Raw genomic sequence first — 11368 nt, forward strand, 5'->3', positions numbered from 1 at the left:
CTCGGGAGGAGATCATGAGCGACGCCAAGAAGCTGTCCTCGCTGGACGCATCGTTTCTCTATCTGGAAACGCCGGAAATGCCGATGCATGTCGGCAGCATGGCGATCTTCCGGCTGCCCGACGGCTACAAGGGCGACTTCTTCGAGGAGTTCAAGGCGATGATCGCCTCGCGGCTGCACATCGCACCGATCCTCAAGGCACGCCTGCAGAAGGCGCCGCTCGACATCGATCATCCTTCCTGGGTCGAGGACGACCAGTTCGACATCGACCGTCACATCTTCCGCGCCAGCCTGCCGGCGCCGCGCGATCGCGCCACGCTGGAGCGTATCGTCGGCTGGATGCACGCCAAGCTGTTGAACCGCGCCCGCCCGCTCTGGGAGTTCTACGTCTTCGAGGGCATGAAGGACAACGAGATCGGGCTCTATTCCAAGATGCACCATGCCTGCATCGACGGTGGCGCCGGTGCGGCGCTGACCAGCATGATCTACGACCTGACGCCGGTGCCGCGCGAGATCGAGCCGCCGAGCGCGAAGAAGGTCGCGCAGGAGCCGCGCGACATCGCGGCCAATCTGATCGATGCCTATCAGCAACTCTGGACCCAGCCGTTCGAGGCGGCCGCCGCCGCGCAGAAGAGCCTGGAGCTGCCGCGTTCCGGCAAGAGCGACCTCGGCTCGATCCTGTTCGACAACGCCATGTTCCAGATCGAGAGCGCGGTGAAGTTCGCCGGCTCCATGCCGACGGTCATCAAAAGCCTGTCCGACGTCGTCGCCAAGGTCGCCGATCCGAGATCGCGCGAGAGCCTGCAGGCGATGTCCTCGCCGCCGACCATCCTCAACAAGGCGATCTCGTCGGAGCGCAGCTTTGCCGGCACCTCGATCTCGCTGTCGCGTGCCAAGGCCCTCGCGAAGGCGTCCGGCGGCAAGCTCAACGACGTTGTGCTGGCGCTCGCCTCCGGCGTGGTGCGGCGCTATCTGATCAGCCAGGGCGCGCTGCCGAACAAGTCGCTGACGGCAGGTGTTCCGATCTCGCTGCGCGAGGAGGGCAATGCCGAATCCAACAACCAGGTGTTCGGCATGATCTGCTCGATCGCGACCGACATCGAAAACCCCAGGAAGCGGCTGGAAACCATCATCGCGCAGTCGACCAAGTCCAAGGAGATGTCGCATCCGCTGCGCGCCTTGGTGCCGCAGGTCACCAACATCTCGCTGCTGGGCGCGCCGATCCTGGTGCAGATCCTGGCGCTGCTCTACAGCCGCTCCGACCTCTCCAACGTGCTGCCGCCGGCCACCAACATCACGGTCTCGAACGTGCCGGGGCCGCGGCAGACGTTGTATGCGGCGGGCGCCGAGCTGCTGCACATCTTCCCGGTTTCGATCTCGACCCACGGCGTGGCGCTCAACATCACCGTGCAGAGCTACCGCGATCAGCTCGATTTCGGCTTCATCGTGGGTGCCAACATCATTCCCCACGTGCAGGTGATGTGCGACATGCTGCCGCTCGAGTTCGATGTACTCGAGGCGGCGTTCGCTCCCCCGCCTGCGGACATCAAGGGCGCAGCCGAATAAGGATGCCTGTCGATGATTGAAATGCCACCGCTGCAGTTCGCCGAGACGAACGGCATCCGCATGGGGTTTTATGAAGCAGGCCCCAAGACCGACACGCCGCCGGTGGTGCTGTGCCACGGCTGGCCCGAACTGGCGTTCTCCTGGCGCCACCAGATCAAGGCGCTGGGCGAGGCCGGCATCCGGGTGATTGTGCCGGATCAACGCGGCTATGGCGCGACCGACCGGCCGGAGCCGGTCGAGGCCTACGACATGGAGCACCTGACCGGCGATCTCGTCGGCCTGCTCGACCATCTCAAGATCGACAAGGCGATCTTCGTCGGTCACGACTGGGGCGGCTTTGTCGTCTGGCAGATGCCGCTCAGGCATCCTGCGCGGGTCGCCGGCGTCGTCGGCGTCAACACGCCGCATTGGGACCGCGCGCCGATGGATCCGATCGCGCTGTTCCGCCAGCGCTTCGGCGATCACATGTACATCGTCCAGTTCCAGGATCCGGCGCGCGAGCCCGACCGCATCTTCGGCGGCCGCGTCGAGCAGACCTTCGACGCCTTCATGCGCAAGCCGGTGCCGCGTCCGGCGGATGCGCCACCCGAACAGCCGATCGCCGGCGTCGGCGCCTCGGCGCGGCTCAACCTGGCGTTTCCGCAGATGATCGCGAATTACGACGCCAAGCATGATCCGCGCACGCCGATCTTGTCGGCCGACGAGAAGAAGGTGTTCGTGGACACCTTCACCAAGACCGGCTTCACCGGCGGCATCAACTGGTATCGCAATTTCACCCGCAACTGGGAGCGCTCGGCCGGACTGGACCATCACGTCCGGGTGCCGTCGCTGATGATCATGGCCGAGAACGACGCGGTGCTGCCGCCCTCGGCCGCCGACGGAATGGAGCGGTTGGTGCCGGACCTCGAGAAGTATCTGGTCAAGGACAGCGGCCATTGGACGCAGCAGGAAAAGCCTGACGAAGTTAGCGCGAAGCTGATCGAATGGCGCAGAAAGCGATTTGGCTGACGACGACGTCGTCATTCCGGGGCGATGCGCAGCATCGAACCCCAATGCGCAATTGCGCATTGTGGAATCTCGAGATTCCGGGTCTGGTCCTTCGGACCATCCCGGAATGACTGAGGTTAGAGGGGGCACTTCGAAGATGGCGTCCGGCAACAGACTGAGTCCGATTCCGCATCCGCCGACGAAGCCGGTGGTCGGCAATATGCTGTCGCTGGACTCGACCGCGCCGGTGCAGCATCTCGTCAAGCTCTCCAGGGAGCTGGGACCGATCTTCTGGCTCGACATGATGGGCGCGCCGCTCGTCATCGTGTCCGGCCACGATCTCGTTGACGAGCTCTCCGATGAAAAACGCTTCGACAAGGCCGTGCGCGGCTCGCTGCGCCGGGTGCGCGCGGTCGGCGGCGACGGCCTGTTCACCGCGGACACCAAGGAGCCGAACTGGAGCAAGGCGCACAACATCCTGATGCAGCCGTTCGGCAACCGCGCCATGCAGTCGTACCACTCGAGCATGGTCGATATTGCCGAGCAGCTGGTCAAGAAATGGGAGCGCCTCAACGCGGACGAGGAGATCGAGGTCGTCCACGACATGACGGCGCTCACCCTCGACACCATCGGCCTCTGCGGCTTCGACTACCGCTTCAACTCGTTCTACCGCCGCGACTACCACCCGTTCGTGGAATCGCTGGTGCGCTCGCTCGAAACCATCATGATGACCCGCGGCCTGCCGCTCGAGGGTCTGTGGATGCAGAAGCGGCGCAAGACGCTGGCCGACGACGTCGCCTTCATGAACAAGATGGTCGACGAGATCATCGCCGAGCGGCGCGGCAACACCGCAGCGACCGACGACAAGAAGGACATGCTGGCGGCGATGATGACCGGCGTCGACCGCGCCACCGGCGAGCAGCTCGACGACGTCAACATCCGCTACCAGATCAACACCTTCCTGATCGCCGGCCACGAGACCACCAGCGGCCTGCTGTCGTGCACGATCTATGCGCTGCTGAAGCACCCGGAGGTGTTGAAGAAGGCCTATGAGGAGGTCGATCGCGTCCTCGGGCCCGACGTCAACGCGCGGCCGACCTATCAGCAGGTGACGCAGCTCACCTACATCACCCAATGCCTGAAGGAGGCGCTGCGGCTGTGGCCGCCGGCGCCGGCCTACGGCATCGCGCCGCTGAACGATGAGACGATCGGCGGCAAGTACAAGCTGAAGAAGAACACCTTCATCACCATCCTGGTGATGGCGCTGCATCGTGATCCCAGCGTCTGGGGTCCGAACCCCGACGTGTTCGATCCCGAGAATTTCAGCCGCGAGGCTGAGGCCAAGCGCCCGATCAATGCCTGGAAGCCGTTCGGCAACGGCCAGCGCGCCTGCATCGGCCGCGGCTTTGCCATGCACGAGGCGGCGCTGGCGATCGGGATGATCCTGCAACGCTTCAAGCTGATCGACGTGCATCGCTACCAGATGCATCTGAAGGAGACGCTGACCGTCAAGCCGGATGGCTTCAGGATCAAGGTGCGGCCGCGCGACGACAAGGACCGCGGCGCGTTCGCCGGCAGCACCGGCGCGGTTGCGACCGCGCCGAAGGCGCCGCGCGCGCCGACCACGCGTCCCGGCCACAACACGCCGATGCTGGTGCTCTACGGCTCCAATCTCGGCTCCGCCGAGGAACTGGCAACCCGCATGGCGGATCTGTCCGAGATCAATGGCTTCGCGACGCGGCTGGGTCCGCTGGACGATTATGTCGGCAAGCTGCCGGAGGAGGGCGGCGTGCTGATCATTTGCGCCTCCTATAATGGCGCGGCGCCCGACAACGCGACGCAGTTCGTCAAATGGCTCGATAGCGACCTGCCGAAGGATGCCTTCGCCAACGTCCGCTACGCGGTGTTCGGTTGCGGCAACAGCGATTGGGCGGCGACCTACCAGTCGGTGCCGCGCTTCATTGACGAGCAGCTCACCAAGCATGGCGCGCGCGCCGTCTATCCGCGCGGCGAGGGCGACGCGCGCAGCGATCTCGACGGCCAGTTCCAGAAATGGTTCCCGGAGGCGGCCAAGGTCGCGACCAAGGAATTCGGCATCGACTGGAATTTCACCCGCACCGCCGAGGACGAGCCGCTCTACGCGATCGAGCCGGTGGCGCAGGGTGCGGTCAACACCATCGTGACGCAAGGCGGCGCGGTGCCGATGAAGGTGCTCGCCAATAACGAGCTGCAGACCAAGGCAGGCGCTCATCCGTCGGAGCGTTCGACCCGGCATATCGAGGTCGAGCTGCCGGCCAGTCTGAAATACCGCGTCGGCGATCATCTCAGCGTGGTGCCGCGCAACGATCCGACGTTGGTCGATTCCGTTGCGCGCCGCTTCGGCTTCCTGCCGGCCGACCAGATCCGTCTGCAGGTCTCGGAAGGCCGCCGCGCCCAATTGCCGGTCGGCAACGCCGTGTCGGTCGGACGGCTGCTCACCGAGTTCGTCGAGCTGCAGCAGGTCGCGACCCGCAAGCAGATCCAGATCATGGCCGAGCACACCCGCTGCCCGGTGACCAAGCCGAAGCTGATGGCCTATGTCGGCGACGACGAGGCGTCGGCCGTGCGTTATCGCTCCGAGGTGCTGGCCAAGCGCAAATCGGTGTTCGACCTGCTCGAGGAACATCCGGCCTGCGAGCTGCCGTTCCACCTCTATCTTGAAATGCTGTCGCTGCTGGCGCCGCGCTATTATTCGATCTCGTCGTCTCCGGCCGGCGAGGCGCAGCGCTGCAGTGTCACCGTGGGCGTGGTGGAGGCGCCGGCAAGTTCCGGGCGCGGCATCTACAAGGGGGTCTGCTCGAACTACCTGGCGCGCCGCCGCGCCGGCGATACCGTCCACGCCACCATCAAGGAGACCAAGGCCGGCTTCCGCCTGCCCGATGACAATGCCGTGCCGATCATCATGATCGGGCCGGGGACCGGGCTCGCACCGTTCCGGGGCTTCCTGCAGGAGCGTGCCGCGCGCAAGGCGCAGGGCGCGACGCTGGGGCTGGCGATGCTGTTCTTCGGCTGCCGGCATCCCGAGCAGGACTTCATCTATGCGGATGAACTGAAGGCGTTCGCAGCCGACGGCATCAGTGAACTCCACACCGCCTTCTCGCGCGCCGATGGCCCGAAGACCTATGTGCAGCACCTCGTCGCCGCGCAGAAGGACCGTGTGTGGGAGCTGATCCAGCAGGGTGCGATCGTCTATGTCTGCGGCGACGGCGGCAGGATGGAGCCCGACGTCAAGGCGACCCTGATGTCGATCTATCGCGAGCGCACCGGTGTCGACACTGACGCCGCCGCGCGCTGGATCGAGGAAATGGGCACCAGGAACCGCTACGTGCTCGACGTCTGGGCAGGTGGCTAGCCCGTGCCTTCGTAGCCCGGATGAAGCGAAGCGTAATCCGGGACAGCGTCAGATGCGGACCGACCGGCTCCCGGATTTCGCGGAGCCTGTCATCGGGCGCGCGTTCGCGCGACCCGTTGGCTCCATCCGGGCTACGCATGGGTGATTTGGGAGCACCGGCCATGATACAAGCCGCCGCATGATTCCATGGGAAAAGATCGACACCGCGCGCATTCCCGGTACCGAAGGTGAATTGCGTCTGATGCGGCGAGGCCGCGAATTCTCGATCATGCTCGGCACCAACGAGCTGATGAACAGCCGCTTGTCGGGCTCGGAAGAGGCGTTGGCGACGCTTGCCGCGAAGAAGATCGAGAAGGTCGCACGGCCGCATTTTCTGATCGGCGGGCTCGGCATGGGCTTTACGCTGCGGGCCGCGCTCGCCGTGCTCGGGCCCGAGGCGAGAATCGTGGTGGCCGAACTGGTGCCGGCGGTCGTTGCCTGGGCGCGAGGTCCGATGGCGGAGATCTTCGGCGACAGCCTGAACGATCCGCGCGTGAGCATCCGGGAGGAGGATGTTGCCAGCGTGATCGAACGCCAACCGCTCAGCTTCGATGCCATCCTGCTCGACGTCGATAACGGGCCTGAAGGTCTCACCCGCAAGGCCAATGACGCGCTGTATGATGTCTCCGGGCTCAAGATCGCACACACGGCTTTGCGGCGCGGCGGCGTGCTCGCCGTCTGGTCGTCCGGTCCGAATGCCAGGTTCCCGAAATCCTTGTCCCGGGCCGGGTTCGCGGTCAACGAAATTGCCGTCCGCGCCACCGGCCGAGGCCGCGGTGTCCGCCATGTGATCTGGATCGCGGTCAAGGACTAAAGCGCGATGAGATTGGGTTGAATCGTCATCGCGCTTTAGCTCTTTGTTTGAGCATGATTTTTCGGAAAACCGCTTCACACTTTTCCGAATCATGCTCTAGCCGGCATCCCGGCGCGCTCGCCAGCCTGATCATGCCAGTGGCCGAGCACAAGCCATCACGATGCCTCAGAACATCGTGTTGTTGTTGGCGGGATTCTCCGGAACGGGCTGCGCCACGTCCCAGTGCTCGACGATCTTGCCGTCCTCGAGCTTGAAGATGTCGACGATCGCATTGCCGCGGGTGCCGGGCTCGCGCACGGCGTGGACGTGCAGGATCACGTAGTCGCCGTCGACGAATGAGCGCTTGATCTCGCTGTGCGAGTTCGGAAACTTCTCGCGCAGGAAGCCGATGAACTTGCGGAAGCCTTCCGGGCCGTCGGCCGCGCCGGGATTGTGCTGCACATAGCGGTTGCCGACATAGGCGAGCGCCGCGTCAGCGTCCTTCTGGTTCAGCCCCTTCTCGTAGAAGGCGAGCACCGCCTTGCGGTTGGCCTCCTGGTGCGCTTCGTTGGCGGCCGCGATTGCCGATGAAGACGCGAGCGCGAGGAGGAGAGCGGCGACGGCTGTCTGTGGCCGGAGAGGGGTCTTCATCTGGTTGCTCCCGGTGGCTGAACGCTGGATAGCGCTCTCTACAGCGTCCATGCCGCGCCCGGAAGAACGCACTCCTGGCTCACATGGTTACCGGAAGATACCGGAGCCCCGTTCCGATTGAATCGGGACGGGCTCTCGATTCTGGCTTTGAGGCGTTTTCTTCACGCGAACCGGTATCCACTTCGCTCGAAAACGCTCAGGCCTTACGCCGCCTTCGCCGCCGCGCCATGCGCGTGCTTGTCGATGGCGTCGATGATCTGCGGCCACATCGGAATCGGCAGGGCGTGGCCCATGCCCTCGATCATCACGAGCTTCGCGCCCGGGATCGAGACCGCGGTGTCCTTGCCGCCTTCGGGATGCACCAGCGGATCGATGGTGCCGTGGATCACCAGCGTCGGCGCCTTGACGCCGCGCAGGCGCTCCTTGCGGCTGCCGGAGGCGAGGATGGCGCGGAGCTGGCGGCCGACGCCCTCGGGATTGAGGCCGCGCTCATAGGTGCGCCGCGCGCGTTCGGGATCGAGCGCCTCGTCCTCGGGAAACGAGCCGTTGCGCAACACCTTCCAGGTCTGCCCGAAGCGGACGAAATACTCTTCCTTGCTCTTCGGTGGCGGCGCCATCAGCACCGCGGTCGCCTCGCGGGTCGGCCCCGGGATCTTTGGATTGCCCGTGGTCGACATGATCGAGGTCAGCGAGCGCACGCGCTCGGGAAAGGTGATCGCAACCTCCTGCGCGATCATGCCGCCCATCGAGGCACCGACCAGATGCGCAGTGCGGATGCCGAGCGCATCCATCAGCCCGATCGTGTCCCTCGCCATGTCGGCCAGCTTGTAGGGTGCTGCGACCGGGATCTTCAGGAAGCGGAGCTTGAGCAGTTCGAGCGCGGTCAGCCGCTTGCCGCCGCTCAGGCGGGAGGATTTGCCGATATCCCTGTTGTCGAATCGGATGACGTGAAAACCGCGGGCGGCGAGCTGGCGGCAGAACTCGTCGTCCCAATGGATCATCTGGGCGCCGAGGCCCATGATCAGGAGCAGCGGCTCGGCATTCGCATCGCCAAAAATCTCGTAGCAGATGTCGATGCCATTGGCGCGGATGATCTGCGGCGGCTGATGGGCGAGCGTGGTCACGGGCGTCCCCTGCTGGTGTCGCGGTCAGGAACCTCTATGCCACGGATTGACGCAGCGCAGAAGAGCCTCGGCGTCGCTGGTCGCGCCGCGCAGTTGACCGATCAGCAGCAACAGTGTCGTATGGCAGAAACAAATGGAAGCGCGGCAAGCGCTCGAAATTGGTGTGGAGGAGCGCCGCATGGCCGACAAGGGCAACGACCCTGCCGTGATCTGGCAGACGATGATTGGCGAGATGGAGAAGGGGTTCAACTCCTTCGGCAACCAGCTCATGAGCTCGCCGGAATTTTCCAAGGTGATGAACCAGGCCGGCGGCGCCGCGGCCGGCGCACAGAAGCAGCTCGGCGAGCTGATGGAGAAATATCTGCTGGCGATGAACCTGCCGAGCCGCGCCCAACTCGTCGGTATGGCCGAGCGCCTGCAGTCGATGGAGAACCAGCTCAACGAGATCAAGACGCTGCTGCAGCAGGTGCACCACAATTCGCTGGCGCCGGACGACAGCCACGGCGCAACGCCGCGGCCACCGCGCACCAAGCAGCCGCCGGCGGAGGGAGGCAGCAAATGAATGCTCCCACCCCCTTTGATTTCGCCTCGATCTCCGAGCGGGTCCAGTCCGAGGTGCAGCGCGCGATCCAGCGCAGCATCAAGGGCGTCGAGTATTTCTCGAGCTCCGGCCCGTCGCTCGGCTCGACGCCGAAAGACGTGCTGTATTCGCGCGGTACCATGAACCTCTATCACTACCGGCCGCAGGCCAGCGAAGTCTATCGCGTGCCGGTGCTGATCGTGATGGCGACCACCAACCGCGGCTACATCCTCGACCTGGTGCCGGGGCAGAGCTTCATCGAGTTTCTGCTCAAGCGCGGCTTCGACGTCTACATGCTGGACTGGACCGCGCCGAAGCCGGAGGAAAAATCGCTGCGCATGGAGGATTACGTCCTCGACTTCATTCCGGAATCGGTCCGCCGCGTGCAGCAGGATTCCGGCGAAAAGGACGTCTCGGTGATCGGCTATTGCTTCGGCGGCGTGCTGTCGCTGCTCTACGGCTCGATCTTCAACGACGGGCCGATGAAGAACCTGATCTGCTTCACCACGCCGATCGATTTCCGTGAGATGAAGCTGTTCTCGAATTTCGCCGACCGCCGCTATTTCGACGTCGACCGGCTGATCGACAGCACCGGCAACATGCCGCCCGAACTGATCCTGCAATCGTTCGACATGTTGCGGCCGGCCGCGCGTGTCGTCGGCCAGATCCAACTCTGGGACAACATCTGGAACGACGAGTTCGTCAAGTCGTACCGGATGTTCGATCGCTGGGCGACCGACACGCTGCCGCTCGCGGGCGAATATTTCCGCGCCATCACCAAGGACCTGATGTGGGACAACAAGCTCTACAACGACACCATGACGGTCGGCGGCCGCGAGGCGAGGCTTGCCGACATCAAGGTGCCGATCCTGCACGCGGTCGCCGAGCACGACCACATCGTGCCGTATGATGCGGCAAAACATCTCATCACCAAGATCGGCTCCGAGGACAAGGAGGAGGTGATGCTCAAAGGCGGTCACGTCTCGCTGGTCGCCGGCGCCAACGCAATCAAGCGGCTGTGGCCGAAACTGGACTCCTGGCTGGGCAAAAGATCGACCTAAGAAGGGTCGACTTGAGAGAGATCGACATGACCGAACAACGTTCCTATCCGCGCCGCGTCAAAACCGAAGCGGGCGACATCGAGTTTCGCCTGATGATTCGGGACCACGAGGCCGCGGTGCTGGCCTTCGCGCAAAAGCTGCCGACGCATGATCTCTTGTTCTTGCCGCGCAACATCAGCCAGCCGAAGGTGCTGTCGGCCTGGATCAACGAGATCGAGCGCGGCGACATCACCAGCTTGCTCGCGATCAAGGACGGCAAGGTGGTCGGCTGCGGCACCCTGGTGCGCGATCCGCATTCCTGGTCGCCGCATGTCGGCGAGATCCGGATGGTGGTGTCGCTCGACGTGCGCGGGCAGGGCGTCGGCCGGGCATTGTCGCAGGAGACCTTCGCCATCGCGCTCGGTGCCGGGCTGGAGAAGTTCTCGGTGCAGATGACCGTCGACCAGCAGGCGGCGATCGCGCTGTTCGAAAGCCTCGGCTTCAAGGCGGAGGCCCTGCTGCGCGACCATGTCCGCGACGTCGAGGGCAAGACCCACGACATCGTCGTGCTGGGGCACAACGTGGCGCAGGTCCGGGCCCAAATGGAGGCGTACGGGGTGTCCGACGCGGTTGGTGGTGGTGGTGGCTAGATACCTCTAACTGCCGGTTCCGCAGGCAATCTGCGGGATCTTGGGCACGGAAAAGGGGAAGGAGACCAAGACCCCGGCAATATGGCGCGAGATCAAAGCGATTGACGGCCTGGTGACATGGTCATCTCGAAAGACCTGATGAACGGCAAACGCACCCATCACGTGCCGCTCTCGCCGGCCGCTGTGTCGTTACTCAGCAAGCGCGGCGCTGCCGACGCGCCACTGTTCAGCGTAATCAACCAGAATGCCATGCTCGAAGCGTTGCAGAGCGACGAGGGCTTCCGCTTTTCGTTCTCCGATTGGGTGATCGACGCGACTAGCTACGGTGCGGATCTCGCCGACATGAGCATTGCGCATCTGACGCGCGGCAAGGTCCGAGCGGCCTATCAGCGGTCGCCACAACTGGAGAAGCGGCGCGAGACAATGGCTGCATGGTCAGATTTCGTCCTTTCCCCACGGACACTGACGGGCGCACGGAAGTCGGCCTAGCCTTTCTTCTCAATCGTCACGAGGAGGGATACACGGTATAGCTTAATCAGCGGCGCATT

Annotated in this window: 10 protein-coding genes; 8 read left to right on the plus strand and 2 right to left on the minus strand. The window is 64.3% G+C overall.

The window, feature by feature from the left end; genetic code table 11:
* The first annotated feature begins 14 nt into the window (after window positions 1–14).
* From QA639_RS14865 to QA639_RS14880, 4 genes are all read left to right on the plus strand, one after another.
* On the plus strand, window positions 15–1565 hold the full coding sequence (locus tag QA639_RS14865; protein ID WP_050386016.1) for a WS/DGAT/MGAT family O-acyltransferase: 1551 nt from the start codon (window positions 15–17) through the stop codon (window positions 1563–1565).
* Window positions 1566–1577: 12 nt separating this feature from the next.
* On the plus strand, window positions 1578–2573 hold the full coding sequence (locus QA639_RS14870) for an alpha/beta fold hydrolase (protein ID WP_157348250.1): 996 nt from the start codon (window positions 1578–1580) through the stop codon (window positions 2571–2573).
* Window positions 2574–2709: 136 nt separating this feature from the next.
* On the plus strand, window positions 2710–5943 hold the full coding sequence (locus QA639_RS14875) for a bifunctional cytochrome P450/NADPH--P450 reductase (RefSeq protein WP_283090585.1): 3234 nt from the start codon (window positions 2710–2712) through the stop codon (window positions 5941–5943).
* Between the two features lie 178 nt (window positions 5944–6121).
* Window positions 6122–6796, plus strand: coding sequence for a spermidine synthase (locus QA639_RS14880; RefSeq protein WP_028331821.1), 675 nt, complete (start codon window positions 6122–6124; stop codon window positions 6794–6796).
* A gap of 165 nt (window positions 6797–6961) precedes the next feature.
* Here the strand turns inward: QA639_RS14880 and QA639_RS14885 are convergent, their stop codons facing one another.
* Together QA639_RS14885 and QA639_RS14890 are read right to left on the minus strand one after the other, a co-directional pair.
* Window positions 6962–7426 carry a nuclear transport factor 2 family protein gene (locus tag QA639_RS14885; protein ID WP_283090124.1) on the minus strand — a complete coding sequence of 155 codons (465 nt, stop codon included), beginning with the start codon at window positions 7424–7426 and terminating at the stop codon, window positions 6962–6964.
* Between the two features lie 203 nt (window positions 7427–7629).
* On the minus strand, window positions 7630–8550 hold the full coding sequence (locus QA639_RS14890; RefSeq protein ID WP_283090125.1) for an alpha/beta fold hydrolase: 921 nt from the start codon (window positions 8548–8550) through the stop codon (window positions 7630–7632).
* 178 nt (window positions 8551–8728) lie between these two features.
* Here QA639_RS14890 and QA639_RS14895 point away from each other — a divergent pair, with 178 nt between their 5' ends.
* The 4 genes from QA639_RS14895 (at window position 8729) to QA639_RS14910 (ending at window position 11309) form a co-directional block, all read left to right on the plus strand.
* Entirely contained in the window at window positions 8729–9112 is a 384-nt protein-coding gene (locus QA639_RS14895) for a hypothetical protein (protein WP_283090126.1), read from the plus strand.
* On the plus strand, window positions 9109–10191 hold the full coding sequence (locus tag QA639_RS14900) for a PHA/PHB synthase family protein (protein ID WP_283090127.1): 1083 nt from the start codon (window positions 9109–9111) through the stop codon (window positions 10189–10191). Before QA639_RS14895 ends, QA639_RS14900 begins: the two co-directional genes overlap by 4 nt.
* 26 nt (window positions 10192–10217) lie before the next feature.
* Window positions 10218–10820 carry a GNAT family N-acetyltransferase gene (locus QA639_RS14905; RefSeq protein WP_283090128.1) on the plus strand — a complete coding sequence of 201 codons (603 nt, stop codon included), beginning with the start codon at window positions 10218–10220 and terminating at the stop codon, window positions 10818–10820.
* Window positions 10821–10937: 117 nt separating this feature from the next.
* A complete protein-coding gene (locus QA639_RS14910; protein WP_283090130.1) occupies window positions 10938–11309 on the plus strand; it encodes a site-specific integrase in 372 nt (123 codons plus the stop codon).
* The last annotated feature ends 59 nt before the right edge of the window (window positions 11310–11368 follow it).

This window comes from Bradyrhizobium pachyrhizi (assembly GCF_029714545.1).
Taxonomy (GTDB): Bacteria; Pseudomonadota; Alphaproteobacteria; order Rhizobiales; family Xanthobacteraceae; genus Bradyrhizobium; species Bradyrhizobium pachyrhizi.

Excerpts from the sequence above, each read along its gene's own strand:
- QA639_RS14865 (WP_050386016.1), top strand. The coding sequence starts at position 15 with ATGAGCGACGCCAAGAAGCTGTCCTCGCTGGACGCATCGTTTCTCTAT.
- QA639_RS14870 (WP_157348250.1), top strand. The coding sequence starts at position 1,578 with ATGATTGAAATGCCACCGCTGCAGTTCGCCGAGACGAACGGCATCCGC.
- QA639_RS14875 (WP_283090585.1), top strand. The coding sequence starts at position 2,710 with ATGGCGTCCGGCAACAGACTGAGTCCGATTCCGCATCCGCCGACGAAG.
- QA639_RS14880 (WP_028331821.1), top strand. The coding sequence starts at position 6,122 with ATGATTCCATGGGAAAAGATCGACACCGCGCGCATTCCCGGTACCGAA.
- QA639_RS14885 (WP_283090124.1), bottom strand. The coding sequence starts at position 7,426 with ATGAAGACCCCTCTCCGGCCACAGACAGCCGTCGCCGCTCTCCTCCTC.
- QA639_RS14895 (WP_283090126.1), top strand. The coding sequence starts at position 8,729 with ATGGCCGACAAGGGCAACGACCCTGCCGTGATCTGGCAGACGATGATT.
- QA639_RS14900 (WP_283090127.1), top strand. The coding sequence starts at position 9,109 with ATGAATGCTCCCACCCCCTTTGATTTCGCCTCGATCTCCGAGCGGGTC.
- QA639_RS14905 (WP_283090128.1), top strand. The coding sequence starts at position 10,218 with ATGACCGAACAACGTTCCTATCCGCGCCGCGTCAAAACCGAAGCGGGC.
- QA639_RS14910 (WP_283090130.1), top strand. The coding sequence starts at position 10,938 with ATGGTCATCTCGAAAGACCTGATGAACGGCAAACGCACCCATCACGTG.